Origin of the sequence: Fibrella musci (assembly GCF_041321105.1) — a bacterium.
Classification (GTDB): Bacteria; Bacteroidota; Bacteroidia; order Cytophagales; family Spirosomataceae; genus Fibrella; species Fibrella musci.
Genome location: NZ_JBGGWD010000002.1, coordinates 718275 through 743780, shown reverse-complemented (window position 1 = coordinate 743780; position 25506 = coordinate 718275). Strand labels below are relative to the sequence as shown.

Annotated in this window: 22 protein-coding genes and 1 pseudogene; 9 read left to right on the top strand and 14 right to left on the bottom strand. The window is 55.1% G+C overall.

The window, feature by feature from the left end; genetic code table 11:
• Positions 1 to 90: 90 nt before the first annotated feature.
• A complete protein-coding gene (locus tag ACAW74_RS08795; RefSeq protein WP_370697815.1) occupies positions 91 to 579 on the bottom strand; it encodes a DUF8785 domain-containing protein in 489 nt (162 codons plus the stop codon).
• 150 nt (positions 580 to 729) lie between these two features.
• Between ACAW74_RS08795 and ACAW74_RS08790 the strand changes: the two genes are divergently transcribed.
• Both ACAW74_RS08790 and ACAW74_RS08785 read left to right on the top strand, forming a co-directional pair.
• Positions 730 to 1383, top strand: coding sequence for a deoxyribose-phosphate aldolase (locus ACAW74_RS08790; RefSeq protein WP_370697814.1), 654 nt, complete (start codon positions 730 to 732; stop codon positions 1381 to 1383).
• Between the two features lie 209 nt (positions 1384 to 1592).
• Positions 1593 to 2111: a dihydrofolate reductase gene (locus ACAW74_RS08785; RefSeq protein WP_370697813.1), complete on the top strand. Its 519-nt coding sequence runs from the start codon at positions 1593 to 1595 to the stop codon at positions 2109 to 2111.
• 101 nt (positions 2112 to 2212) lie between these two features.
• On the opposite strand, the gene greA is transcribed toward ACAW74_RS08785, so the two are convergent.
• Entirely contained in the window at positions 2213 to 2686 is a 474-nt protein-coding gene (gene greA / locus ACAW74_RS08780) for a transcription elongation factor GreA (protein WP_015329790.1), read from the bottom strand.
• A 242-nt stretch (positions 2687 to 2928) separates the two neighbouring features.
• Between greA and fmt the strand changes: the two genes are divergently transcribed.
• Both fmt and ACAW74_RS08770 read left to right on the top strand, forming a co-directional pair.
• Positions 2929 to 3882, top strand: coding sequence for a methionyl-tRNA formyltransferase (gene fmt, locus ACAW74_RS08775; protein ID WP_370697812.1), 954 nt, complete (start codon positions 2929 to 2931; stop codon positions 3880 to 3882).
• Between the two features lie 94 nt (positions 3883 to 3976).
• On the top strand, positions 3977 to 4927 hold the full coding sequence (locus ACAW74_RS08770) for a hypothetical protein (RefSeq protein WP_370697811.1): 951 nt from the start codon (positions 3977 to 3979) through the stop codon (positions 4925 to 4927).
• A gap of 102 nt (positions 4928 to 5029) precedes the next feature.
• Here ACAW74_RS08770 and xylA read toward each other — a convergent pair whose 3' ends face one another.
• From xylA to ACAW74_RS08755, 3 genes are all read right to left on the bottom strand, one after another.
• The gene (gene xylA, locus ACAW74_RS08765; protein ID WP_370697810.1) at positions 5030 to 6370 is read right to left on the bottom strand and encodes a xylose isomerase; all 1341 of its coding nucleotides are present in this window, start codon (positions 6368 to 6370) and stop codon (positions 5030 to 5032) included.
• A gap of 84 nt (positions 6371 to 6454) precedes the next feature.
• Positions 6455 to 7126, bottom strand: coding sequence for an NUDIX hydrolase (locus tag ACAW74_RS08760; RefSeq protein WP_370697809.1), 672 nt, complete (start codon positions 7124 to 7126; stop codon positions 6455 to 6457).
• 64 nt (positions 7127 to 7190) lie between these two features.
• Positions 7191 to 8039, bottom strand: a complete 849-nt coding sequence (locus tag ACAW74_RS08755; RefSeq protein WP_370697808.1) for an outer membrane beta-barrel protein — start codon at positions 8037 to 8039, stop codon at positions 7191 to 7193.
• A gap of 137 nt (positions 8040 to 8176) precedes the next feature.
• Here ACAW74_RS08755 and ACAW74_RS08750 point away from each other — a divergent pair, with 137 nt between their 5' ends.
• Both ACAW74_RS08750 and ACAW74_RS08745 read left to right on the top strand, forming a co-directional pair.
• Positions 8177 to 9265 (top strand): MBL fold metallo-hydrolase, encoded by a 1089-nt coding sequence (locus ACAW74_RS08750; RefSeq protein ID WP_370697807.1) that lies wholly within the window; start codon positions 8177 to 8179, stop codon positions 9263 to 9265.
• A 90-nt stretch (positions 9266 to 9355) separates the two neighbouring features.
• On the top strand, positions 9356 to 10231 hold the full coding sequence (locus ACAW74_RS08745; RefSeq protein WP_370697806.1) for an FKBP-type peptidyl-prolyl cis-trans isomerase: 876 nt from the start codon (positions 9356 to 9358) through the stop codon (positions 10229 to 10231).
• Positions 10232 to 10308: 77 nt separating this feature from the next.
• Here the strand turns inward: ACAW74_RS08745 and ACAW74_RS08740 are convergent, their stop codons facing one another.
• Together ACAW74_RS08740 and ACAW74_RS08735 are read right to left on the bottom strand one after the other, a co-directional pair.
• Entirely contained in the window at positions 10309 to 11250 is a 942-nt protein-coding gene (locus ACAW74_RS08740; protein ID WP_370697805.1) for an Rpn family recombination-promoting nuclease/putative transposase, read from the bottom strand.
• 20 nt (positions 11251 to 11270) lie between these two features.
• A complete protein-coding gene (locus ACAW74_RS08735) occupies positions 11271 to 12779 on the bottom strand; it encodes an acetyl-CoA carboxylase biotin carboxylase subunit (protein ID WP_370697804.1) in 1509 nt (502 codons plus the stop codon).
• A gap of 118 nt (positions 12780 to 12897) precedes the next feature.
• Here ACAW74_RS08735 and ACAW74_RS08730 point away from each other — a divergent pair, with 118 nt between their 5' ends.
• A complete protein-coding gene (locus ACAW74_RS08730) occupies positions 12898 to 15102 on the top strand; it encodes a S9 family peptidase (protein WP_370697803.1) in 2205 nt (734 codons plus the stop codon).
• A 165-nt stretch (positions 15103 to 15267) separates the two neighbouring features.
• Here ACAW74_RS08730 and ACAW74_RS08725 read toward each other — a convergent pair whose 3' ends face one another.
• The 4 genes from ACAW74_RS08725 to crcB all read right to left on the bottom strand — a co-directional run bounded on the left by ACAW74_RS08725 (position 15268) and on the right by crcB (position 18294).
• Positions 15268 to 15648, bottom strand: coding sequence for a hypothetical protein (locus ACAW74_RS08725; RefSeq protein WP_370697802.1), 381 nt, complete (start codon positions 15646 to 15648; stop codon positions 15268 to 15270).
• 97 nt (positions 15649 to 15745) lie between these two features.
• Positions 15746 to 16216 (bottom strand): hypothetical protein, encoded by a 471-nt coding sequence (locus tag ACAW74_RS08720; RefSeq protein ID WP_370697801.1) that lies wholly within the window; start codon positions 16214 to 16216, stop codon positions 15746 to 15748.
• A gap of 149 nt (positions 16217 to 16365) precedes the next feature.
• Positions 16366 to 17778, bottom strand: a complete 1413-nt coding sequence (locus ACAW74_RS08715; RefSeq protein WP_370697800.1) for a M14 family zinc carboxypeptidase — start codon at positions 17776 to 17778, stop codon at positions 16366 to 16368.
• Between the two features lie 126 nt (positions 17779 to 17904).
• Positions 17905 to 18294 carry a fluoride efflux transporter CrcB gene (crcB, locus tag ACAW74_RS08710; RefSeq protein WP_370697799.1) on the bottom strand — a complete coding sequence of 130 codons (390 nt, stop codon included), beginning with the start codon at positions 18292 to 18294 and terminating at the stop codon, positions 17905 to 17907.
• A gap of 163 nt (positions 18295 to 18457) precedes the next feature.
• Between crcB and ACAW74_RS08705 the strand changes: the two genes are divergently transcribed.
• Positions 18458 to 22189: a VCBS repeat-containing protein gene (locus ACAW74_RS08705; RefSeq protein WP_370697798.1), complete on the top strand. Its 3732-nt coding sequence runs from the start codon at positions 18458 to 18460 to the stop codon at positions 22187 to 22189.
• 82 nt (positions 22190 to 22271) lie between these two features.
• Positions 22272 to 23015 carry a class I SAM-dependent methyltransferase gene (locus ACAW74_RS08700; protein WP_370697797.1) on the top strand — a complete coding sequence of 248 codons (744 nt, stop codon included), beginning with the start codon at positions 22272 to 22274 and terminating at the stop codon, positions 23013 to 23015.
• A 6-nt stretch (positions 23016 to 23021) separates the two neighbouring features.
• On the opposite strand, the gene ACAW74_RS08695 is transcribed toward ACAW74_RS08700, so the two are convergent.
• The 3 genes and pseudogenes from ACAW74_RS08695 to ACAW74_RS08685 form a co-directional block, all read right to left on the bottom strand.
• Positions 23022 to 23378 carry a helix-turn-helix domain-containing protein gene (locus ACAW74_RS08695; RefSeq protein WP_370697796.1) on the bottom strand — a complete coding sequence of 119 codons (357 nt, stop codon included), beginning with the start codon at positions 23376 to 23378 and terminating at the stop codon, positions 23022 to 23024.
• Positions 23375 to 23569: pseudogene (locus ACAW74_RS08690) on the bottom strand (type II toxin-antitoxin system HigB family toxin); the annotation flags it as partial. The gene ACAW74_RS08695 and the pseudogene ACAW74_RS08690, both read right to left, overlap by 4 nt.
• A 178-nt stretch (positions 23570 to 23747) precedes the next feature.
• Entirely contained in the window at positions 23748 to 25427 is a 1680-nt protein-coding gene (locus ACAW74_RS08685) for a VRR-NUC domain-containing protein (RefSeq protein WP_370697795.1), read from the bottom strand.
• Positions 25428 to 25506 lie beyond the last annotated feature (79 nt).

Here is a 25506-nt window from a genome sequence, read left to right as displayed (position 1 = left end):
CCCAAAGGTACACCGAAACGAAAAGCGCCGTTCGAGTATTCCGAACGGCGCTTCGCAGGTAGTTGACTGACATTGGTCAGTTGTAGTCTGTTATAGAACCGAATCGGCCGTTACCGACTGCGACTGAGGGGCCGGAGTCGGCTGAGCAGGTTGTTGCATATCGGGTTGCGGCTGCACCTGCTGTTGCCCGCCAAAGGGCTGTTGGCCATAAGGCGTCTGGCCGACAAACTCCACGTCGGTGATGTAATACTTGGTTTCGCCATTCCAGGGGAGGCGCAGGATTTTCTCTTCGTAGTGAAGTGTCACGCGCTGACCAGTTTTAACGGCCTCTGTGATCTTCTGGGCGACGGCATCGTCTTTTACCGAAAAATCGAAGAACTGAGGGGTTAGCGAGCCGGTTTCGCCCGAAAAGCCACCTACATTCAGTACACCTTCGTAGGTTTTGAAGAGGTAACCCCGGCGGCTAAATTTGGAAACGGTGCCTGCCCGTTCACCATCTGAATAGCTCCAGCCAGTCAGCAGAAACAAAACGCCGAGCACCAGTAAAACAAATACAAGTAGGTACGTGAAGAAACGCATAGTCGGTAGTGGTTAGCTTGTAGTGTGTACAAAGCAACAAAAAAAAGGGTTGTCGTGTGACGTTTGTCGTTGGTAGTTAGCCAGCTTGCGGCCATATGCACCTTTCGGTCAGCGTCAAAGGTCAAACTACAAACAACAAACTAAGTTTCCATGAATCATCTGTTCCCCTACATCGAACGCACGTTGCTCTACCCCAACGTTACGATTAACGAGCAGTACGACGCCCTCGATGAGGTGAATCAGCTGGGTCTGCTTGGGCTGGTGGTGGCGCCGTTCTGGGTGAAAAAACACCGCCGCGAGTTGGGCGATCAGCACCCCGCCACGCTGACGGCGGCCATTGGCTACCCGTTTGGCTACCAGCGCACCGAGGTGAAGCAGCAGGAGTTGGAACTGGCGCTGGCCGATGGAGCCAATGCCATCGACGTGGTACTGAATACCTCGGCGCTGCTATCGCCCACGTCGGTATGGCTGAAAATCGAGCTGGTGAAGCTGGCAGCCGTGGCCCACGCGCGGGAAGTGCCGCTGACGGTAGTACTGGAACAGGACCTACTTACCAACGATCAACTGGCCGCTATGATCAAGACAGCAGCCGATGCGGGCGTCGATGGGCTGAAAAATAGCACGGGGGTGCCGTTGCCGGGGCTAATGCCCGCTTCGTTTTCGCTCGATAAAGCGCTGGCCTTTCGGGCGGCGGTGCCTCGTTCGCTGAGTGTCGGTATCGCGGCCGATGGGGCTTCGGCCGCAGAACTCGACGCTCTCATTGCCGCGGGGGTAGATCGCCTTGCGCTGGCTTGCCTTCCATAAGACCCGAATCAACGCTCGTCATACCTTTGTGCAAACTCAGGCGATAAGCTGGCTTCCCTCGGCGCTGGCCCCTGTTTTTGATACGAAGAAATTAACCTGACCAACTGCCGCCAACTCATGCTGCGGCGCAAACGGTAGTTTGCCCGTTCGTTGCTCGGCTGGTCTGTACCGCCCAAAAACGGCTGACGGAAAACGGCCGAACTGACTTTATGCACATTAGTTTAATTGCGGCCATGGCCCAGAATCGCGTGATCGGGCGCAATGACGCCGACGGCAAACCCGACCTACCGTGGCACCTGCCCGACGACTTTGCCTATTTCAAGCGCCAGACCATGGGGCACGCCATCATTATGGGGCGCAAATCGTTTGAGGCGCTGGGTAAGCCCCTGCCCAAACGGACCAACATCATCGTGACGCGCAACACCGCCTTCAAACCCGATGGTGCTACTGTCGTGCACACGCTGGAGCAAGCGATTGAGGTGGCCAGATCGATTGAAGCCCAAAGCGAGGGAACGGCCGAAATCTTTGTGATTGGGGGTGGCGAAATCTACAAAGCAGCCCTGCCATTGGCTACCCGTATCTACCTAACCGAAATCCAACGTACCTACGACGGTGATACGCAGTTTCCGCTGTTCGACAAGACGGCGTGGCACGAAGTAAGCCGCCATCATCACCCCGCCGACGAACGCCACGAAGCCGCATTCGATTTTGTGATATACGAAAAGTGAGTTCAAGGTTTAACGTCTAAGGTTCAAAGTTGGCTGACGCAACCACTATTTGTGCGTCAGCCAACTTTGAACCTTAGACGTTAAACCTTGAACTCACTTTACTACCGGCTGATGTCGATGATTTCGAAATCGATTTTGCCAGCGGGAATGGTGATTTCGGCCGTGTCGCCGACCTTCTTGCCCAACAGGCCCTTGCCAATGGGAGACCCCACCGAAATACGACCCAGTTTGAGGTCGGCTTCTTCTTCCGAAACGAGGGTATAGGTCACTTCGGCGCCCGTTTTCTTGTTTTTTATTTTCACCTTCGACAAGACCGATACCTGCGACGCGTCAATCGACGATTCATCGAGCAGGCGGGCGTTGGCGAGTACTTCTTCTAACTTCGAGATTTTCAATTCATGCAGGCCCTGCGCGTCTTTGGCGGCGTCATATTCGGCGTTTTCGCTCAGGTCGCCTTTGTCGCGCGCTTCGGCAATCGCATGTGCAATGGCCGCCCGGCCTTTGGTTTTCAGATCATTAAGCTCTGCTTTGAGGCGGTTTAGGCCCTCCTCCGTGTAATAGTTAATCTTAGCCATAATGCAGTAATGTCTTTCCCCAGGGGGATAAAAAAAGAACGGCCCACCGACCGTTCTGCAAGCAATTTCATTTGTTTTGCAGCCTTGTCAGAAAACCCAGCGGATACCTGAGTGGGTACCCGAATCGGTAGCCGATTTGGTTAAGAGCAATGTGTATTGTTGTCGCATTGGAAGTAGACAGCGGATCAACAAATGTACGAAGTTGGTCAGCCGTTTGTCAATAGACGTACGATTTACGAATAATGAACGAGAAACTACGCCTTGTGTTTATGGGCACCCCCGATTTTGCGGTAGCCAGCCTGCAAGCCCTGCTGGAGGGCGGTTGTAACGTGGTCGCCGTGATTACGGCACCCGACCGGCCATCGGGGCGGGGGCAGCAACTAACGCCCTCGCCGGTCAAGAAAGCCGCGCTGGCAGCGGGCCTGCCCGTCTTGCAGCCCGAAAAACTTCGCGACCCGGCTTTTCTGGCCGAACTGGCCAATTACCAGGCTGACCTGCAAGTGGTTGTGGCCTTCCGGATGCTGCCCGAAGTGGTCTGGAGTATGCCGTCCGTAGGTACGTTCAACCTGCACGGATCGAAACTGCCCGATTATCGGGGGGCGGCACCCATCAACTGGGCCATTATCCGGGGCGAAACCGAAACCGGTGTTACAACTTTCTTCATCGAGAAAGAGATCGACACGGGGCAGATGATCTTCCAGGAAACGGAGCCGATTCATCCCGACGATAACGCAGGTACGTTGCACGATCGCCTGATGGTGCGTGGCGCAGCGCTGGTGTTGCGGACAGTGCAGGCTATTGAAGCCGGAACGTACCCACGAACGCCGCAGCCGGAGCCCGGTGACGAAAAAAGCGCCCCTAAGCTTAACCGTGAGAACACCGAAATCGACTGGAATCAACCGGTAGGTACGTTGCGGAACTTCATCCGGGGCCTCTCGCCCTACCCGACCGCCTGGACGACGATCAATGGACGATTCTATAAAATCTACGCCACTGACGTAGCCAACGGAATGCCGCCCAACGGAACGCCGCCCGACGGAAGCCCGATGGTTGCTGAACCGGGTCAGGCTTACACCGATGGTAAAACGAATCTGCTCGTTAAAGCTGCCGATGGCTGGATTAGCATCACTGAACTACAGGCCGAAGGAAAACGGCGCATGGCCATCGGCGACTACCTACGTGGAAATAGCATCTAGGTAGCCATCTTAAGTGACCTTTTGTGCCCATTCGATCAATTTCATGACTAGTTTGGCTAACATATCCTATGTTTCCGACGTTTAACGCGCCGTTATGAAATCAACTATATTGATACTGCTTTTGGTCGTGGGCGTCTTGGGCTGTTCCCGGAAAGGGCAGCCTGACGTAGCTCCCCAACCAGTCGCTCAGTTTACGATTGGCAGCACACAGTATGACTTACTTAACCGTGAATCGGCAAACGAAAGCTGTAACTCGATCTTTTTCAGCTTTAACATGTACCGAAAAAGTGCGGAGTTTGCCGTCAAAGACTTTCCGTATTCGGTAGAATTTCACTTGTCGAAAAGCGGCCAACTGCTGTATGCCAGACTTGATGGCGACACGGGTGAATACCGTACATCGACGTTCGCACCGATGCGGTCGGCCAGCATCAGCAATTTCGTTTATAACACAACCGAAAACGAACTCTCGCTGAACCTGGAAGTGACGATGCTGAACACCAGAACCTTGCAGCCGCTTACGTTAAAGGCCGTTGTTGACAGGCTATTCATAAGCCAGACCGACTGTGCCAACCGCAATTTCAATACTTTCTCGGCTAGCCTTGAGCGTATTGGTAGGCAAACCTCCTTCTTTCAACAGCGCTTCAACACTGGGGAAACCAACAATCTATATCAGCCTCCGTATCCGACGCCTACTTATTACCGCCATACGCTCATATCAACGGACGGGTACGAAGTGCAACTCGAAAACGGTGTAGGCCTCAAACCGCTTAAGAAGGGCGTATATGATGTTTCATCCGAAGCGGTAACTCCGTTGAAAGTTTTGTTTAGTGAATTTTTAGGGGAGACAGATCCCGCTTCGCTCGATTCGTATTTGAGGAAGGACTGGCGGGCTTATCGCGTTTCAGGAACGCTAGAAATTGTTGACGAGTATGCCTCTGGTAACAGGGTTTCAGGCAAACTTACCTTCACGGCCTTCGACACGGATGGAAAGCCTGTATTCAGATTGACGAACGGGGTCTTCGTGGTTTACAACCCCTTGCGTTAACTACTAGGATTAATGTACAATGAATGATGTATAATGAACAATGGGCTGACGCAAGAGTAAGATGCGCCAGCCCATTGTTCATTATACATCATTCATTGTACATTAAATGTACTGATTTACGATCATTTCGTAAAGCTCCTGCTTGCCGCTGACCTGCTTGGCTTCGCCATTGTCGATGGCGTATTGGCGGAGATCTTCGAGGGTCAGTTTGCCTGCTTCGAAGTCGGCACCGGCGCCGCTGTCGTAGCTGGTGTAGCGATCGGTGCGAAGTTGTTTGTACTTCGACTTGGTCAGGATGGCCTCGGCGGCGATGGCAGCCCGGGCGAAGGTATCCATACCGCCGATGTGGGCGATGAAGATATCTTCCAGATCGGTCGAGTTCCGGCGCGTTTTGGCGTCGAAGTTAACCCCACCCGATTTGAAGCCACCCGCTTCCAGAATCACCAGCATTGCCTCGGTCAGTTCGTACACATCGACGGGGAATTGGTCGGTATCCCAGCCGTTCTGGTAGTCGCCGCGGTTGGCGTCGATGCTGCCGAGCATGTTGTTGTCGGCGGCTACCTGTAGCTCATGCGCGAAGGTATGGCTGGCCAGCGTGGCGTGGTTGGTTTCAATGTTCAGCTCGAAATCATCCTGCAACCCGAATTTGTTCAGGAAGCCGACTACCGTGGCGGCATCGAAATCGTATTGGTGTTTGGTCGGCTCCATCGGCTTGGGTTCGATGTAGAACGACCCTGTGAAGCCTTGCTTGCGGGCGTAATCGCGGCTCACCTGCAGGAAACGCCCCAGGTGTTCCTGCTCGCGCTTCATGTTGGTATTGAGCAACGACATATACCCTTCGCGACCACCCCAGAAGGTGTAGCCCCGGCCGCCGAGCTCGATGGTGGCGTCGATGGCGTTTTTCACCTGCCAGGCACCATGCGCCAGCACGTGGAAATCGGGGTTGGTGCTTGCGCCGTTCATGTAGCGCTCATGCGAGAACAGATTGGCCGTGCCCCAGAGCAGATTAACGCCGCTCGCCTGCTGCTTCTGCTTCAGGTAGTCGACAACCTTGCGGAAGTTGCTTTCAAAATCGTGGTTCGAGTTGCCTTCGGGCGCTACATCAACGTCGTGGAAGCAGTAGTATTCGATGCCCATCTTGGTGATGAACTCGAAGGCTGCATCGGCTTTCTGGAAGGCAGCGCCCAGCGGATCCTGACCAGCATCCCAGGGGAAATGCTTCACGCCCGGCCCGAAGGGGTCGGCCCCGGTGCCGCAGAAGGTGTGCCAGTAGGCCACCGCGAAGCGGAAGAGGTCTTTCATGGGCATGCCCATGATGGTCTGCGCGGGGTTGTAGAATTTGAACGCCAGCGGGTTATCCGAATCGCGCCCTTCGTAGGCGACGGTTTTCTCGACGAACGGGAAATACGCCTTGTCGCCGAGTGTCAGGTTAATTTGAGCCATGATAAATAAAAAGGAAAGCCGGGCTTAGGTGCGACTTACTCAGCAAAAGTAAGTGGCGATTTAATTTTATGCAATCGGTTGCAATCAGAACTTCCGCATCGTCTCATAATCGCCTACATGATGCAGGTACAGAAACTGAATTAGCAGCCCATTTACGTTCGTGACGAGCTTGTGCGCTTCGGGCAGCGTAGCCACTACCGAAGTGATTCGCTCGTAATCAGAGTCGCTGTCGATCTTCTTCAGGTGGAACGACATGATCTGCTCGCGCGGCATCGTTTTTTCGACGAAATAGAAGTGCATGGCTTCGTCGCTGGTGCCAGTACTGGGAAACCAAAGCGTTGGGTTGAGCTTGGTAAGTTCCTCGGGCTGGAGGGTGAGCCCAATCTCTTCGCCTACTTCGCGGGCCGCCGTATCGGTCGGGTCATCGTCGGTATCGACCATGCCGGCGGGATGCTCGTAGGTATGCGAGCCGTCGGAGATGCGCCGCTGCCGTACCAGCACCACAAATTTATCGCCGGTTTGTTCGTCGATCAGGCAGACAAGTACCGAGGCGGCATGGCCTTTCAGGAAACATACCGGCGGAATTTTATCGCCTTCGGGCGTATCGGCATCCACGGTGAGCATGGCAAACAGCACCTCACCGTTGGTACGTCGGCGGATGAAATGATCATCGATTTTATTGATTTTGAGGCCATTAGTTTCGAGCTGGCTCTTCCAGAATTTGAATTTGGCCGCGTCGTGGAGGGCTTCCTGCATAAGCTGATTGTCGATTACGTACGTTGAACGACAAATGACGGCAAGCAAACGGCCAATGCCAAGCTTAGAAGCTTAATCCGGCCCCAAGTGCGAGCAGGTTGTTTTTCGACGTTAGCTCGGGCAGGGTAGCGGTGTCGACAAAACTGCGCTGATATTGCAGGCTGACGATGAGCGAATTGGTGGGGCTAATCTGCCGGATGTAGCCGACTGCCACCAACAGCCCAAAATCGGTAGCGGCAAACTGATTGCGGCTGCTATTGCGCTGGTAAAACACATTGCTGGCTTTGTCGAGTGCCCGCTCGGCCACTTTGACGTCGACCGTAGCGCCATATTGTACGTAGGTACGTCCGGTTTTGATCAGGTTATCGCTCATCAGCTTCATCGTGACCGGAAGCTGAATGTATTGCAGGTTGTAGGTCGAGAGGCCGCCGCCGTCGCTGACCGGGTGCACAAAGCCAACGTTCTTGGCCGTATACCAAAGACCGGTGCTGAGGGCGTATCGGTTCTGCATCAGATAGATATCTACGCTGGGCCCTACACTATACTGTAACGAAGCACCGGGGCTATCGAAGCGAGCGAACGTACCTGAGCCGGATACGCTGTTCCAGGTAAGGGTAGGCAGCAAATGGAAACTCAGTTCAACCCGATTGCGCTGCCGAAGGGCGGGCTGCTGACCGTCCAGATAGGTTTGCCGCTGCATGATCGAAACCGCGGTGCCGGTCGTAACTGGCTGAGTCGATGAAGTAGCCAGCGTAATGGCTGGCGTACGCGACGGCGTACTGAAACGACTGGAAACGCGTTGCTGGAAGGCATACCGAACTTTCCGCGACTGTGCCATCGAATGGGTCAGATTTGCCCCGAGGGCCAGCGCCAAGGCAACGAGAAACAGGCTGATTCGGAAGGGGTTAGGCATTGACGCAAACGACGAGTTGAGGCAATAAGTGGACCGCTACAAAAATCAGGCCTATTCCGTGGGGGAGCAACTTCACGGCCGATGAGCCATCTTCCGGCCGAACCGATACCTTTGCGGAGGCGCTTCGTTCCGCAATTATGCTCTCAAAAATTCTGCTGGGCCTACTGGCTCTTCTTATTCTGGTGGTGTTGGTCGCGCTACTGATTGGCTACTGGATTTCGGCTCCTCGTTATACAGGCCCGGTATCGGATCATTTCAACGGCAAAACGTTTTTTACGCCCGGTGCCGAGCAGCCTCAAGGGCTGTCTGGCGTGCTGAAATGGCAGTTGAACCACGAGATAACCGAACCCTGGCCCGCGTTTCACAATGATCCGCCCGGGGCTGCTCCGCCCGCCCGTGTCGACGCCAACGCTGCGCCCTCTGCTGATTCGGCCCAACGCAGCCCGGTGCGCGTAACTTACGTGAACCACTCGACCATGCTCCTTCAGTTCGATGGCCTGAATGTGCTCACCGACCCTATCTATGAGAATCGCGTCAGTCCGTTCTCGTTCATTGGCCCGGCCCGGAATTGCCCGCCCGGTATCCGGTTCGACGATTTGCCCCACGTCGACCTGCTGCTATTGAGCCACAACCACTGGGATCACCTGGAGATCGGCACCGTGAAGAAGCTGGCGGCCCGCGACAAACCGCGCATCGTCTGCCCGCTGGGGGTGAAGGCGTTTCTGGAGCAGGAAGGCGTCGGCAACGTGACCGAGATGGACTGGCACCAATCGGTGGCTATCAATTCAACCACGACGCTGCACTGCGTACCGGCGCAACACTTTTCGGGGCGGGGTATGTTTGACCGCAACGCCACGCTTTGGGCTGGGTACGTTATGGCCAACAAAGCCGTTGGGAATGTGTATTTTGCGGGCGATTCGGGCTACGGCCCGCACTTCAAAGCAATCGGGGCGCAGTTTGGTCCGTTGCGGCTGGCCCTGATCCCGATTGGGGCCTACAAACCCAACTGGTTTATGGCGCCGGTGCATATCGGCCCGCCCGACGCCGTGCGGGTGCATCAGGATGTCCGTTCGGAGCAAAGCGTGGCTATTCACTTCGGTACGTTCCCGCTGGCCGACGACGGAGCCAACGAACCTGTAACGGATCTGAAAAAAGCCCTGGCTGCCCAACAGATTGAGCCTGCGCGGTTTAAAGCACTGAAAAATGGGGAATCCGTAAATTTTTAACCGTACTTCCAACGTTCCTTTAAAAAGTGGGGTACTTATAAAAAACGTTAATGGTTGATCCAACCGGCCATCAACAAACAATCTTTTCTTATGCGTAAAGCCAGTATGGCGCTTGTAGCCGCCGTTTTATCCGCTACAGCCTTCCTCTCGTGTAAAGACAATTACGTAGACACGACGGCCGACACCTTTTCGAAAGACACAACGGCGATTGCCGCCTTTGCGAAAACGCAGCCGCAGAACTACCTGTATGCGGGAGCCGGGGTACGTTACGCCATTACGACGCCCAACACGGCGGGGCGGCTGCCAGCCTCAGGCGATGAAGCCGAGGTAACGTACCTGATTACCTCGCTCGATGGCAAGTACCGAGCCGATAGTACGAAGAAAGATTCGCTGGCCTACTTCCGGTTCAATATCGGAAGCCTGCCTCCGGGTATCGATATCGGATTGTCTAAGACGCGGGAAGGTGAATCGGCCATTTATCTGATTCCGTCGTATGCGGCCTTCCAGAGCACCGAATACAAGGGCCTGCCTGCCAATACGCCTATTCGTTTTTATACAACGCTGCGCAAATTGCGGTCGGAAGATGAGCAGATTGCGGATTACATTACCCGCAACAAGCTGACGTTGACTACGCAGACGCAGGATGGGGTTCGTATCTGCAAAACGCAGGCGGTCGCTACCGGGTCAGAACTGGTCAACGGGCAAACGGTGAGCGTGCGGTACACGGGTAAGCTGCTACGCTACGGCACCGTATTCGACTCGAACGTAGGCAAACAGTTATTCGAGGTGGCGCTTGGCTCAACCTCAATTATCAAAGGATTTGAGTCGGGTATCCGGGCGTTGAAAGTAGGGGAGAAAGCAACCATCGTTTTTCCATCATCGCTCGGCTATGGCACTGCGGGCTATTCCGTTATTCCAGGTTATACGCCGCTGGCATTCGATATTGAAGTTGTATCAGTGCGCTAAGCTGACTACTTCGTTTCAGCAAAAAGGCCCTACCAATGCTGGTAGGGCCTTTTTGCTGATGTATTGCTAGCTAACAGTCAGGCTTGCTCATTCTGAAGCTGACGAAGAACGTTTTCCACGTCCTCAAGCGCAATCTCGAAGGTGGCGGCTATAGTGGGGGCATCCATCCCAAGCGTCAACGCACCTTTAACTGTCTTATAAATGGCTTCGTGGCGCCCTTCTTCGCGTCCTTCCTCACGCCCTTCTTCCCGGCCAATTTTGGTCATTTCGTAGTGAAAGCGTTCGAGTGTCGTCATTGTTGTTTCTGTTTGATTTGTTCTCCTAAAAATAGAAATGATCTCCTTCCCAGTCAACTCAGATACCTCCAGGGCGTAAACGAACAGGGGCGACATGACTCGTTCCAGATCGGCTTCGGCAATCTGACCTAGTAACGGCGCCACAATAGTCGCCAGAAACGTGTCGAACGCCTTGTCGTGCCGATGCTTCATCATGGCCGCCGACAACGCCAGAAATTGACTTTTAAAAGCGACGATCTGTTGATCGGGAAGTGTCGACAGGTTGATCAACAAATAGTCGAACCCTGGAAAGAAGGGTGCCAGAGCAGGATCTGAGCTAGCTAAAGAAGCCGAGAAAGGCTTGTAGGGCCAAGGTGCCTCACCGTGGTAAATAATGACAGCAATAGTGGGTGTCAGCGCCTGATTGTGCTCTACATCTTGCTGCCAGCGATTCATTAAGTACCGCAACAATTGTAAATGCGGATGCCTGACCGTGTAGCTTTTGTGTTCCAGTAAAAGCGCAATTTGCACGGATTGATTGCCGTTAAACTGACAGTCGTAGACCAGATCAGCGAAATGCTCATCAAGCGACTCGTCGATATAGGAGGCGTTGCTCAACGTAAGCGAATCAAGGCGAATGGCGGTGGCCAACTCGGCAGGAAACAGGTCTTCGATGAGCGAGGCAACAACACTGGGCTCTGAAAAAGCGGCTTTAAATAATTTATCGTGAGGATTGGTCGTCATGGTGGGTAGTGTGGTAATGGTCAGTGCAACCGCTTGGTTCGCCACTGACTGGCGGGGCGGGCGGGTCCGCTGAGGGCTGTTGCGGCGGGTTTTGTTTTGTGGCTGTCGAGCAGGTACGTTGCCAGCGCGGCAGCTAACTCGGTTTCGGCGGGGCTGATCGTCGTGCTGGTTAGTACGTCGGCCGGTGCGGTGAAATAGCGGCTGACAAAATGCGTATCGAACTGCCCCGACCGGAAGACTTCGTGCTTCATCACAAACAGACAGAAACCGAGCGTGGTCTGTACGCCCGAAATCTGGTACTCGTCGATAGCCCGGATCATCTTCTGAATGGCGGCTTCGCGGTCGTTGCCGTAGGTAATGAGCTTGGCGATCATCGGGTCGTAATAAATCGGAATGGCCATGCCCTGCTCGAAGCCATCGTCGACGCGCACGCCGTTGCCCTGCGGACGCACGTAGGTATCCAACGTACCCACGTCGGGCAGGAAGTTGTTGGCGGGGTCTTCGGCGTACACCCGAATCTCCACCGCGTGTCCTTTGATCTGCAAGTCCTCTTGCTTGATGGTGAGCGCCTTCCCTTCGGCCACGTAGATCATCTGCTCAACCAGATCGACGCCCGTGATGAGTTCAGTGACGGGGTGCTCGACCTGAAGGCGGGTATTCATTTCGAGGAAATAGAAATTCAGCTGGTCATCGACGATGAACTCCACCGTGCCCGCACCGTAGTAACCACAGGCCCGCGCTACCCCCACCGCCGCCTTGCCCATGGCGTCCCGGATTTCGGGCGTCAGAATGGCCGACGGCGCTTCTTCTACTACTTTCTGGTGTCGACGTTGCACCGAACATTCCCGCTCAAACAGGTGAATGATATTGCCATGCTGATCGCCCAGCACCTGAATCTCGACGTGGCGCGGCGAGGTTACGTACTTCTCGATAAACACCGACCCATCGCCGAACGACGAAATGGCTTCGCTCACGGCGCGGTCCATCTGCTCGTCGAAATCGGCTTCGTTTTCCACGATCCGCATGCCTTTGCCGCCACCGCCCGCCGAGGCTTTGATCAGAATGGGGTAGCCGATTTGGGCCGAAATGGCTTTGGCTTCAGCCCGGTCGGTGATGGCGCTGGGCGTGCCGGGCACCATCGGGATGTCGTAGTCGGCAACGGCGGCCTTGGCGGCAAGCTTGCTGCCCATCACCTCGATGCTTTCGGGCGACGGCCCCACGAAGATGAGCCCGGCTTCGCGCACGGCACGGGCAAACTGCGCGTTTTCCGATAAAAAACCGTAGCCAGGGTGAATGGCATCGACACCCAACTGCTTGCAAATGTCGATGATGGCGTCGCCCCGCAGGTAGGATTGCGAAGACGGCGCCGGCCCCACACAGGCGGCTTCATCGGCATAGCGAACGTGCAGCGCGTTGCGGTCGGCTTCCGAATAAATGGCCACGGTTTGGATGCCCATTTCGCGGGCGGTACGCATCACGCGTAGGGCAATTTCACCCCGATTGGCTACGAGCAGTTTGTTGATTTTCATGTTGAAAACTAAGGGTTCAACGTTTAAAGTCCAAAGTTCACTGTTGCTTGGCATATTATGAGAAGAAGAATGAACTTTGGCTTTTGAACCGCACCGGCGCACCGGTTAAATCGACTAAATGACCATCAACACACGCATTAGCGGAGCGGTACTGCTCCTCTTTGTTTCGATTACGGGTTTGGCCCAAACCGCCAAGACCCGCTATACCGATCTGCAACAGGCAATCCGCTCGGGTAGCCAACTGACGGGCTCTACCGGGCCGCGCTCGATCAACTGGATCGACGGGGGTACGCGCTTTTCGTATCTCGACCGGTCGGGGACAATCAAAACGCTGAATCCGGCCACGCAACAGGAAGAAGCCGTATTCGACGCGGCGCAACTGAAGTTTCCCGGCACCGACAAGGCGTTCGCCTACGAGTCGTTTCAATGGTCGAAAGACTCGAAAAACCTGTTCTTCCAGACCAATTTTCGGCCTGTTTACCGCCGGTCAGGTATATCCGATTACTACGTGTACAGCCTTGCCGACAAGGTGCTGAAACTAGTGGCGAAAGATGCCCAGACGGCTGAACTTTCGCCCGATGGCAAGCGCGTAGGCTACGAACGGGGCGGTAACCTGTTTGTTTTTGATTTCGCCACCCAGAAAGAAACACAACTGACAGGCGACGCTAAACCGGCGTTTTACAACGGCCGTTTCGGTTGGGCCTACGAAGAAGAATTTGGCCTGGCGCAGGCGTGGCAGTGGTCGCCGGATAGTAAGTTTATCGCCTTCTGGCAATCCGACGAGCGGGCCGTGCCCATTTACCGCCTGACCGACTACCGGGGTTTCCGCGAAACCTACGACTCGCTGCCTTACCCCCGCGTGGGCGACCGGAACCCCAGCGTTCGGATTGGGGCGGTCGAGATCAGCAACGGCAAAACTGCCTTTATGCAGGTAGAAGGGCAGCAGGGCTACATCCCGCGCATTTATTGGACGTCGCAGGAAGGGCAGCTGGCAGTGGTGCACCTCAACCGGAAGCAAAACGAGTTGACGCTCTACATGACCGACACGCGCACGGGCGCGGCCAAACCGATCATGACCGAGAACTCGAAGACATGGGTCGACGTGTTTGACTTCTTCGCAGGTGTCGATCACCTGTTTTATTTCCCCGAAAACGTCAAGGAATACTATTGGGTGTCGGAGCGTGATGGCTGGGCGCATTTGTACCGCTACGATTACACCGGCAAACTGCTGAATCAGGTAACGTCAGGTACGTTCGAGGTGTCGACGATTCAGCACATCGACCCGAAGGCGGGTAAAGTCTATTATACGAGTACCGAAGCCTCGCCGATGGAGCGGCAACTGTATGTGATCGACGTGACGGGCAAAAACAAGCGGCGGCTCACCACGGCGGCGGGTCGGCACGCGATCAACATGTCGCGGAATGGCCAGTTCTTCATCGACCGCTACTCAAACGTGCAGACGCCCACGCAGGTCGAACTCCGCGACGTATCAGGCAAGCTCATCAAGACGCTGGAAGACAACGCCCGGGTACGTGATTTCGTCAGCAAAAACGTCTATGCACCCAAAGAACTGGCTTCGTTTACGACGCAGGACGGGCAGAAAATCGACATCTCGATCCTAAAACCCGCCGATTTCGATCCCGCCAAAAAGTACCCCATGGTACTCGACATCTACGGCGGACCCGGTGCGCAGTCGGTCTACAACGAGTGGCACGGGCAGGCCTGGCAGCAATACCTGGCGCAGCAGGGGTACGTGGTCGTGAGTACCAACAACCGCGGCAGTGGCGGCTACGGCAGCAACTTCGAGAAAATGGTGTATGAGAAACTGGGCCAATTTGAGAGCCTCGATTTTGCCGAAACTGCTCGCTATATGGCTACGCTGCCCTACATCGACGGCAACCGGATGGCCATTCGCGGCCACAGCTACGGCGGCTACATGAGCAGCTACACCATGCTGACCCACCCCGGCGTGTTCAAAGTCGCGCTGGTGGGGGCGCCCGTCACCGACTGGCGGCTGTATGACAGTATTTACACCGAGCGGTACATGGGCCTGCTTCCCGACAACGATGCCGCTTATGCTAAAAGCGCGGTATCGCCTTACGCCAAAAACCTGGCCGGTAAGATGTTTATTGCCCATTCGACGATGGACGAGAACGTACACGTGCGCAACACTTTCCAGCTCATGAACGCGCTCGAAGACGCGGGCAAAGATGCCGACCTGCGTATTTATCCGCCGGGCGCACACGGCGTGGCCTACAGTCCCGCTACGTATGTGCTGCTCTATCAGCAATACGTCGATTACCTGAACAAGAATCTGAATTAAGCCAAAACGAGACGACCCCTCAACCAGTGTAGTTGAGGGGTCGTCTCGTTTTTACGCGCTTCAATAAAGCGCTTATTGTTTGGTAAAGACTAGTTTTTCAACCAATGTCGCTCCACTGGCGAGTGGCGTGCTTTGAGACAGCGTTAGCTTGTTGCCTGACAGTGTTTATTGAAAATCTGTCTTTGTTTGCCCCACTGTGGTTAGCGACATCGTATTGTCGCTGATAGCCCATTTTGCATCCGTAAACGTGCGAACCAGCGTACTACTTTCATAACTGGCGTTTTCACAAGCAGCTGGTTTATTCGTCGTTACGGTATTACCGGCATTGAAGGTAACCACTAAAGCATCCGTGCAGGATGAGCCAAAAACGAAAAGTGTTTCCTGGGATACGATGCCTTGTATGCGCAACGCTTCGGTCAGTTTGTAATTTCCGGTGATACTGGTTATTGGATCGGTAGGCGTAGGATCTGCGCTTTTACAGCCAACTAGTACTGCAAGGCATACGAAAAAGGCGATCGACAAAAAACGGACTTGAAAAGAAAACATACGGGTACTATGGGTTATCGCTGAGATGCCTTGGTATCTCGTCTGCAAGAAAGCCATCCCGTGTCGGATGGCTTTCTTGCAGACGAGATACACTTTCTTACTGCTTTGTCAATTCCATTTTAGACGCAACTGAGGTGCCATTCAATGTAGCTGTCTGGGTCAGCGTTAGCTTAGATCCCAATAGAACGTAAGTCCAGTTATTATCGGGTTGACCTGCTTCCTTAAACGTCAGCGTCGTGTTGGTTGCCGACCATTTTGCGCCATTGAATTCATCGACTGGTGAACCTCCAGAGTCGCAAGAGGCGGGGTTATTACTCGTTGCTGTGCCATCTGTTTTCAATGAGATGATCAAATCTTGAAAACACTTACTGCCTACCGCTGCAAAAAGCTGTACGTAGTCGATAGTTTGGTTGTTGCCGGTAGCTGTATAGGCTGTGACTTTGTAGTTGCCCGATAAGTCGACTGTGTTAGCGGGAGCGGGGTCTGAGCTTTTACAGCCAATGACAATAGCTGCAATGAGAAGAGTACTGAGGAAAAGTGAACGTAGTTGTGTAAAAGAAGAAGACATGTAGTGGTTGTGTATAATTAACAGGTTATTAATCCTGCAAGTATACAAAGCAGCTACAAAATAACTGTTAAAATAGTGATGTATAAACAACTAATATGTCTGTAAACAGAGCGTCTGTAAAGAATAAATAGTCTGTAAATAGCTGACTTTCAATCCACAAGTCCGTTTCCGTTGTCGTCGAGGAAGCCGTTCACCACGATGTGCTGGGTACGTTGTCCCTGCTTGAGTAGGAACGTAGCGGGCTGGCCCAGACCGGGCGGGCGACCAGGTAGTTTCCCTTCCCAGAGGACATGCACGGGGGCTTTCGGGAAGGTGTTTTTCTTGGCCGAACGTACCCGGAAGGCCACAATACCGTCTTCGCGTAGCTTGGGCAGATCGAGGCGGCGAAGGCTTGACAGCGAGTCGAGCGTGTCGGGGTGAAGGCGAGCGGGCGTGAGCGTCAGGCCGGTGGCGTCGAGTTCGGTCAGGCCATAGAACGTCGATAGGTCGCCTAGGTCTTCGATGGTGCTGCGGTAGCTGAACGACCGCGCCGAATCGGTGTTGACTTCGTAGCGATTAATGCCCAGATCCATCCTGTAGGGCCGCCCATTGCGCATCACCGTCGCATTGCGAATGAGCAGATCGAATAACTGGCGACCGTTTTCGGGAATAGCCTGATATTCCTGGGTCTTTTCCTGCCCATATGACTCATTAGCAATGGCGTCGAGAGCCGTCAGGATGGCTACGAAGTTGAGCCGACGGATGCTCATCTTCTCGGGGTCGCCCACCTGCCCGCCACTTTCGATCAGAATGAGCGTGGTACCCCACTTCTGAATGTTATCGCCAAAGGCGCGGGGTTCAAACTCATCGTCGTAGCGCGCCACCTGACCGGGAATGAACTGCTGCAATACCCGGTTCATACCCACGATCAGCTGCATCGACCGGCGGCGAACGTCGTTGACGTTCCGGGCCTGATCGTAGGCGGTTGCCAGAAACGATACGACCGCCTGCCGGTTGGTGTTACCTACACTGTAGCGCGGATTCTGATCGTGCAGGTTGAAGCCCACCAGTGGTTTCAAGCTCTGCTGTAACCCTTTCAGCAACACCGATTCGGGTGATTGCAGCCGCAGGGCGTCGCGGTTCATGTCGATATCCATCGACGTGCGGCGCTGCCAGCGTTCGGCCCCGTCGGGGTTGAGCATCGGCACAAAGTAGAGCGTGGTTTTAGCCAGGATATTCTGCCGGAAAGCGTCGAATTCGTCGCCCGAGGCCTGTAAAAACCGGAAAATATCGAACAGGGCCATCGTGGCCGTAGCTTCATCGCCGTGCATCTGCGACCATAGCAACACGGGAATTGAGCCCGTCCCCGCCTTTACCTGATGAATACTACGCCCCTCTGTTGAGGCCCCAATCTGACTGACTGACAACGGATCAGCTAGCGACTGCAACACGGGCACAATGTCTCTGTGCTTGAAGCGGCGGTGGGTAAACGTGGTGTCTTTGTAGGTATCGTGGGTATCGAACAGCCGACGGGCGATGTCCTGCGATACCGTCTGGGCTGAAGCGGAATGAAGCGAACTCATACACAAAAGAACGGCACAAAACACACTATACAATGCACGGTAGCGGCTTTGCTGAAGTGGTTTAAGAGAGAAAATCATAGGTTAGGAGGGAGGTAGCCGGTGAGTAGTAACGGGTGGGCAGAGGTGTCATCGAACAGAAGTGGCCATCAGGCTCCAGCCAGCGGCTGAAGCGAGCAGACAACCCACGACGTTGAGACCAATATTCAGGAAGGCCGCGCCGTAGCGAGCCTGTTGCAGCAGCATGAGGTTGTCCTGGCTGAAACTGGAAAAGGTGCTAAGACCGCCACAGACGCCTACGCCGACCAGTAGCCGCCAGGGCTCGCGGTCGGGGCGAGAGGCCACCCAGCCCATCAGGCCACCCAACAGAGCCGATGCCAACACATTGACAACCAATATAGATAGCGGAAAGGCGCCGCCGCCCAGGCTGGCTGGTAACTGCCGACCAAGCAGGTAGCGGAGCACGCTGCCCAGCCCGCCGCCAACAAAGACCAGCCCGCAGGTATAAAATGTAGACATCACGCAACGGTTAAACGAATCATGGCGCTGAGACGAATCAGCGATGATGGCCAAAGTTGATTCATTTCTCCCAATTGTGAAACATCAGTAGCCAACGTTGTAAATGCCGTTTGATGGTTGTAACTTCCTAGTTCTACCAGATAATCATCGGTAAAGTACCGTTATGACCTTGCCTCTTCGACTCGTTCTTTCGCTTTGTTTGATTGCCTTGTTGCAGGCCTGCCAGTTTGGGCAGAAACCGCTCTTTTCCCTCCTGCCCGCCGACGAAACCGGTATCACCTTCGCCAACCGGATTGTCGATAACGACTCGATGAACATCATCGACTTCGAATACATCTACAATGGCGGCGGCGTGGCCCTGGGCGATTTCAACAACGACGGCCGGACCGACGTTTTTTTTAGCGGCAATCAGGTGCCCAACCGGCTCTTTCTGAACCAGACCGAGCCCGGCTCGCATGACCTGAAGTTTCGCGATATCACCAGCGAAGCGGGTGTCGGTGGCGGCGGCAAATGGTGCTCGGGCGTAGCGATGGTCGATATCAACAACGACGGATTGATGGACCTCTACGTTGGCGCTACCGTCAGCAAGGATTCGGTGAAGCGCCGGAATTTGCTTTACGTGAATCAGGGCGTAAAGAACGACGTACCTACGTTTCGGGATATGGCGACCGACTACGGCATTGCCGACGACGGCCACACCACCAACGCCGCCTTTTTCGATTATGATAACGACGGCGATCTGGACCTCTATGTGCTGACTAATACGATCGAGGCGGGTAGCCCCGGCGCGTACCACGATAAAGTCAAAGACGGCTCGTCAAAAACGACCGACCGCCTGTATCGGAATGATTTCGACGCCAAACTGGGACATCCGGTATTCACCAATGTGTCGAAGCAGGAGGGTATTCTGATGGAAGGTTACGGGCTGGGGCTAAACATCACCGACCTCAACCGCGACGGCTGGCGCGACGTTTACGTGACCAACGATTACCTTTCTGACGACCTGCTGTGGATCAATCAGCACGCGGGTGGCCAACACACGGGCTTCCGCGACGAGGCGGCGCAATATTTCAAGCATACGAGTAGCTCGGCGATGGGCAACGACGTGGCCGATGTCAACAACGACGGGCTGATGGACATTGTGGCGGTGGATATGCTCCCACGCGACAACTATCGCAAGAAAATGCTGGTGGGGCCCAACAACTACCAGACGTACCTGAACAACGAGCAGTACGGCTTCCACTATCAGTTTGTCCGGAATACGCTTCAGCTGAATCAGGGACCTAGACCCGGCACCATGGGCCTGAGCAGTGATATGCCCCAACTGGGCGTGACCGAACCCAGCCCCTTCCAGCGGGTCGAGGCGGGCGCGCCGCTGTTCAGCGAGGTGAGCTTGTTGGCCGACGTGGCCGAAACCGACTGGAGCTGGTCGCCGCTGCTGGTCGATTTCGACCACGATGGTAAACGCGATCTACTGGTAACCAACGGGTTCCCGAAAGACGTGACCGACCGCGATTTTGTGTCGTTCCGGGCGCAGAGTTCGTCGGTGGCTACCAAGCGGTTTATGCTCGATCAGATTCCGGTGGTGAAAATCCCGAATTACGCCTTCCGTAACCGGGGCAGCGACGACGCCAGCAACGTACCTACGTTTGAAGACGTCACCGAGCAATGGGGCCTGAAAACGCCCTCGTTTTCGAACGGGGCCGCCTACGGTGACCTCGACAACGACGGCGACCTCGATTACGTGGTCAACAACATCAACGACTCGGCGTTTGTGTACCGCAATAACCTGGTCGAGAGCAAACCTGAAGCCGCGAGCTACCTACGCTTAAAATTTGAAGGACCAGCCCGTAACCGGATGGGGTTGGGGGCGTTCGTCACGATTCAATACGATAGCCGCGACGCCAAAAAGCCACAGCAGCAGGTCTACGAACACAGCCCGTATCGCGGTTACCTCTCGACGGTGGAGCCAGTGGGGCATTTTGGCTTGGGCAATGTGTCGGTGATCCGTGAACTGCGCGTGGTGTGGCCCGCCCACGACGGCCAACCTGCCCGGCAGCAGACGATCCGCAACGTGAAGCCCAATCAGGTGCTGACCCTCCGGCAACAGGATGCCACCGAAGTGCCGACACCGTCAGGTACGTTGCCCAAACCGCTGTTGCGCGACGTCACTGACTCGCTCGGGCTGGCGCTGTTCCATACCGAACCCGAGTACATCGACTACAATACGCAGAAGCTGTTGCCGCATAAACTCTCGCAGTTTGGCCCGGCCGTGAGCGTGGGCGATATCAACGGCGATGGGCTCGACGATTTGTTCATTGGTGGTGCTCGCGGGCAGCAGGGGCGTTTTATGGTGCAAAGCAAATCGGGCGCGTTTGTCGATACCCAATCCTTCGCGTCGCCCGTGCGTCAGCCATCGCAAAAGCCCGAAGAAGACATGGGTACGTTGCTGTTCGATGCCGATAGGGATGGTGATCTCGATCTGTACATTGCCAGTGGCAGCGTGGAAGGGCAGGCCAACACGCCGACGTTCCAGGACCGGCTCTACCTGAACGATGGAAAAGGCGGATTCGCGCTGGCTCCGTCAGGTACGTTGCCCGTCAACATGACCAGTAAATCGTGCGTGAAAGCGGCCGATATGGATGGCGACGGTGATCTTGATCTGTTTGTGGGTGGCCGGGTCGTGCCCGATCAATACCCCAAACCTACGTCGAGCCTGGTGCTGCGGAACGACAGCCGCCCCGGTCAGCCGAAGTTCACCGACGTAACGGCCAAAATCGCGCCCGCGCTTACTGATATTGGCCTCATCTGCGATGCGATCTGGACCGACCCCGACAACGACGGCGACCCCGATCTGCTGCTGGCCGGTGAGTGGATGCCCTTAACGCTGTTGCGCAACGACAACGGACAGTTGAAACCTGTTGACGCTAAACTGGGCAAAGCCAAAGGCTGGTGGAATTCCCTGACACCCGGTGATTTCGACAACGACGGTGATATCGACTATGTAGCCGGTAATCTGGGTCTGAATGCCCGCATGCGTGCCAGCGACCGCTACCCCGTCCGCATCTACGCGGGCGACTTTGACAACAACGGATTCTACGATGCCATCCCCACGATTTATATTCCCGACGAAAAAGGCGAACCCCGCGAGTTTACGTTTCATGGTCGCGACGACCTGATTCGGCAGATGATTGTGTTGCGGGGGCGTTTCCAGAAATACAACGACTTCACCCAGGCCAGCATCGACAAGTTGCTGAAGCCCGAAGAACGGCAGCAGGCAATGGTGCTCGAAGCCAACGAGTTCCGGTCAATGTACATCGAAAACAAGGGCAACGGTGCCGACGGAACGCCGCAATTTGAGCTACACCCGCTGCCGATGCAAGCCCAACTGGCACCGCTATTCGGGATGATTGCCGAGGATGTCGATCAGGACGGGAACCTCGATATACTCGCTGTGGGTAACGACTACAGCGGCGAGGTGCTCGTGGGGCGTTATGATGCGCTCAACGGCCTCTACCTGCACGGCGATGGCAACGGCGGCTTCACACCCCGCTCGATGGCCGAAAGTGGTTTCTGCGTGCCGGGCAATGCCAAAGGCCTCGTTTCTCTGCCTGATGCGCGCGGAAACCGGCTGCTGGTGGCTACCCAGAACCGCGGCCCGATGTGCGCCTTCCGCTCAGGTACGTCGGGACAGATGCTGCGTGCGAAGCCTAATCAGGTGGCGGCGGTGCTAACGCTGGCCAACGGCAAAAAACAGCGTGTGGAGCTACCATTTGGAAGCTCGTTCCTGTCGCAGAATAGCCGGACGCTGTGGGTGCCCGCCGGAACCAAAGCAGTCGAGTGGCTCGACGCCAAAGGAAAACCGTCAGGGCAGGCGGTGGTGGCGCGTCGCTGATCGATAAGTCGTCTTTTTTAGGGGTAGGATCAAACCGGTTTCGTTATAGCTTCGTAAACCGGTTTGATCCTACCCCTTCGCTATGGCCTCACCCGACTATTTTTCCGAACACGCCTCGATCTACGCCCGCTACCGCATCGACTACCCCGGCGAATTGTATGATTTTCTGATGGCCAACGTACCTGGCCGGCAAACGGCCTGGGACTGTGCCACGGGCAACGGGCAGGCGGCCGTCGCGTTGTCGAACTACTTTGAGCAGGTCGAGGCAACTGATCTGAGCCTACAGCAGTTGCAGAATGCCACGCACCGCCACAACATCCACTATCAGGAGGCGACGGCGGAGCAGGCCCCTTTCCTAGACGACACCTTCGACCTGATTACGGTGGGGCAGGCGCTGCACTGGTTCGACGTACCCGCATTCCACGTGCAAGCCGAACGAGTGCTGAAACCCAACGGCGTCATCGCCGAATGGGGCTATGGTCTCAACGAAGTCACACCCGCCGTCGATGCGTTGCTGCGCTATCTGTACACCAATGTGCTGGGTCCCTATTGGGACCCGCTGCGCCGCCACATCGAGACCGAGTACCGCGACCTGCCGTTTCCGTTCAAAAACGTGAAAGAGGCCCGGTTTGTGGCCCGCCGCGAGTGGCTGGTAGAGTGGTACATGAACTACCTACGTACCTGGTCGGCGGTGCAGGCCTTCCGAAAACGCAACGGTTACGACATCATCGATCAGTTCGATGGTGATTTCCGCCGCGCCTGGGGGACACAGGGCACCCGCGAAGTCCGTTTCCCGATCTTTCTGCGGTTGGGTATGAAGAAGTAAGGCCCGTTACATTAATAGGGTAGCCGCAGGGATGCCCAACTCCTTGTGAAAGAATTTGGCCATGTCCAATGTCATCGGTTTGCGACGGTTCAGTACGGCTGATACGTAACTTTTGCTGCCCAGCTTACCAACAAAATCCTGATTACGGATACCTTTTTCGGCCATCTTAAGGCGTATTGCATCGATTGGGTCAGGCGGCAAGATGGGGTAGTGTTCGTCTTCATACGCTTTCACCAGCAGCAAAGACACCTGTAGGGCTTCGCCCTCGGGGCTATCGGGACGTACTTTGTTGTCGAACTGCTGATCAATCCACGCCATCAGCTCATCATATTCCTGTTCGGTTTTGAGTGTCTTCAGTGTCATGGCTTCACGTACTGTACAGTTTTTACATCAACTTTATCATACTCGGCGTGGGTGCCACACCATTTGATCTGAATGGTCTTATACTCAAATACCATCCGGACGACCAGACGATATTTATTACCCATAATGTTAAAAACGACCCGGTCGTCGGCTACAACGCTGGCATTCCCATAGAGGGCTTTTAATTCGTTGAAGTTGGCGAAGGTCTATCCTTGTAGCTCGGTATACCATTGTCGAAGTGCATTGGCCGCTTGTGGATAAGACTGACAATAGTCGAGCAGCGTACGGCGAGCTATAATGTTAAACATACACTTTATCGCGTGAGTTTACTCATGGTGAACAAATGTATGATCTTTCGATAAAATGCTATTACAGCGCCCAGATCACCCGCACGACTTTGCCGTGCACGCCGATGGTCTCGAAAAATTGCAGCCAGTGCAGTTGCTGCGAACCGAGGTGGTCGGTGGGGGATTTGACCTCCACAAAGCTGTACTCGCCCGCTTCGTTCCAGACGAGCAGATCGGGGAAACCACGGGTGTGTTCGCGTACGTTGCGGGCCATTTCTAGCAAAATCAGGCCGAGTTGCTCCAGATCGATCAGGTCGATGAGTTGGTTCACGAGGTTCAACAATTCGTCGTTCCAGTCGACCAGTACGTTGGTGATGCCGTATTTGCCATTGTAGGTACGTCCCACGTGCCGCCGCCAGGCCTCCCGGCTCGTTAGTTCGGTCAGCCGCCTTTTCATTAGCTCTTCACGGCGGATGTAGAAATCGGGCAGGTAAAAATCAGATGGGGCGCGCTGCAACGGGTGATGAATGGCCGACACGTTGGCGTCGTAAATAATGTCCCAGAACACCAGCCCAAAGAGCCCACGCCAGGGGTAGTTTTCGGTGAAAGCCGCGTCGTAACCCTGTTCCAGATAGTAGTTCATCACGCCCGCTTCGACGTGGTGTCGGTAGGCGGCCGGGATATCGACGCTTTCGGCTTCCGACAGAAAGCGCGTGGTGGCTTTGCGGGTACGTTTCTTTTCGGCCGTACCCAGGATCTTTTCCCGAAAATCCTGCGCGAAGAAGCGCTCTTCGGCGTTTTGCGGCGTCACGGCCATTTCATCCAGCAGGGCCAGGGCTTCGTCGGCCATTCCGTTGCGGAACAGCAGCCGGGCACGGCGCTCGCGGGCGGGTGAGCGGTCGGTCAGTTCATACACCGACAGAGCTTCGTCGGGGAGTTTCTGGCGCTCCAGAAAGCTGCCCACGCGGCAAACGAGTTTCTGATAACCCGGCAGGGCAATGTCGGCCAGGTCGGGGCGGGTTTCGTTCCAGTTCAGAAACCAGTTGTAGATGTCGGTGGCGGGCGTTTCGGCGTTTTTCAGGTCATAAAACGCTTCGTTGGTCAGCGAAATCAGCAGCTTGTCTTCGACCTCTTTCCGGTTGCGGAACCGGGCCGTCATCTTGCTGTCGTCATACTGCTCGAAGTTCATCATGCCCATGTCGCGCATGACAAAATCGGTCATGTCGGAGCCACGATTCCCGAAGAACAGAAACTTGAGCATCATCACCTCGGCCTCGAACGCCACCTTCACGACGGGCTCGCGGGTAGTGAGGCTGGTTACGACTTCGCCAAAATCGAGTTCGTTGAGGGCGTAGCGCACCACCTCCTCTTTCTTCAACTTATTGAGCGCCCGGATTTCCTCGGCTTCGAGAGGCAGCAGCGCGAGCAGGTCGGCTTTGGTAAATACGTCGAGCGCTTCGCTGCCCATGCCCTCGTGCCGGGCCGACAGCCGTTCCAGAAAACCCGCCCGAATGAGTTCGTCGAGAGTAACCGGTAGCTCGTTTATTTCGCGATAATTGAATTTATTGACCCGAAAGAAGACACCTTTGCGATTGCTGCACCGTACATACAGGCATTGCGCGTCGACGCTGAGCGCATCGAAACGGGTCAGAAAATCGTGCTCGCCCTCGTTGAGCAGTCCGCCATAGAGCCGCCGCACGAAATCGAGCACGTATCGGAAGTTATGCCAGTAATAACGCGGCTGCAGAATGACTTTTTGCATAGGCTGATTAGAACGCAGATGACCCGGATTTGGATGAATTAACGCAGCTTGTTGATCGAAGCAATGTTTTACAGCGCCT

Bases quoted from the DNA above. Each gene is read 5' to 3' on its own strand.
- ACAW74_RS08795 (WP_370697815.1), bottom strand. From the start codon at position 579: ATGCGTTTCTTCACGTACCTACTTGTATTTGTTTTACTGGTGCTCGGC.
- ACAW74_RS08790 (WP_370697814.1), top strand. From the start codon at position 730: ATGAATCATCTGTTCCCCTACATCGAACGCACGTTGCTCTACCCCAAC.
- ACAW74_RS08785 (WP_370697813.1), top strand. From the start codon at position 1,593: ATGCACATTAGTTTAATTGCGGCCATGGCCCAGAATCGCGTGATCGGG.
- greA (WP_015329790.1), bottom strand. From the start codon at position 2,686: ATGGCTAAGATTAACTATTACACGGAGGAGGGCCTAAACCGCCTCAAA.
- fmt (WP_370697812.1), top strand. From the start codon at position 2,929: ATGAACGAGAAACTACGCCTTGTGTTTATGGGCACCCCCGATTTTGCG.
- ACAW74_RS08770 (WP_370697811.1), top strand. From the start codon at position 3,977: ATGAAATCAACTATATTGATACTGCTTTTGGTCGTGGGCGTCTTGGGC.
- xylA (WP_370697810.1), bottom strand. From the start codon at position 6,370: ATGGCTCAAATTAACCTGACACTCGGCGACAAGGCGTATTTCCCGTTC.
- ACAW74_RS08760 (WP_370697809.1), bottom strand. From the start codon at position 7,126: ATGCAGGAAGCCCTCCACGACGCGGCCAAATTCAAATTCTGGAAGAGC.
- ACAW74_RS08755 (WP_370697808.1), bottom strand. From the start codon at position 8,039: ATGCCTAACCCCTTCCGAATCAGCCTGTTTCTCGTTGCCTTGGCGCTG.
- ACAW74_RS08750 (WP_370697807.1), top strand. From the start codon at position 8,177: ATGCTCTCAAAAATTCTGCTGGGCCTACTGGCTCTTCTTATTCTGGTG.
- ACAW74_RS08745 (WP_370697806.1), top strand. From the start codon at position 9,356: ATGCGTAAAGCCAGTATGGCGCTTGTAGCCGCCGTTTTATCCGCTACA.
- ACAW74_RS08740 (WP_370697805.1), bottom strand. From the start codon at position 11,250: ATGACGACCAATCCTCACGATAAATTATTTAAAGCCGCTTTTTCAGAG.
- ACAW74_RS08735 (WP_370697804.1), bottom strand. From the start codon at position 12,779: ATGAAAATCAACAAACTGCTCGTAGCCAATCGGGGTGAAATTGCCCTA.
- ACAW74_RS08730 (WP_370697803.1), top strand. From the start codon at position 12,898: ATGACCATCAACACACGCATTAGCGGAGCGGTACTGCTCCTCTTTGTT.
- ACAW74_RS08725 (WP_370697802.1), bottom strand. From the start codon at position 15,648: ATGTTTTCTTTTCAAGTCCGTTTTTTGTCGATCGCCTTTTTCGTATGC.
- ACAW74_RS08720 (WP_370697801.1), bottom strand. From the start codon at position 16,216: ATGTCTTCTTCTTTTACACAACTACGTTCACTTTTCCTCAGTACTCTT.
- ACAW74_RS08715 (WP_370697800.1), bottom strand. From the start codon at position 17,778: ATGAGTTCGCTTCATTCCGCTTCAGCCCAGACGGTATCGCAGGACATC.
- crcB (WP_370697799.1), bottom strand. From the start codon at position 18,294: ATGTCTACATTTTATACCTGCGGGCTGGTCTTTGTTGGCGGCGGGCTG.
- ACAW74_RS08705 (WP_370697798.1), top strand. From the start codon at position 18,458: ATGACCTTGCCTCTTCGACTCGTTCTTTCGCTTTGTTTGATTGCCTTG.
- ACAW74_RS08700 (WP_370697797.1), top strand. From the start codon at position 22,272: ATGGCCTCACCCGACTATTTTTCCGAACACGCCTCGATCTACGCCCGC.
- ACAW74_RS08695 (WP_370697796.1), bottom strand. From the start codon at position 23,378: ATGACACTGAAGACACTCAAAACCGAACAGGAATATGATGAGCTGATG.
- ACAW74_RS08685 (WP_370697795.1), bottom strand. From the start codon at position 25,427: ATGCAAAAAGTCATTCTGCAGCCGCGTTATTACTGGCATAACTTCCGA.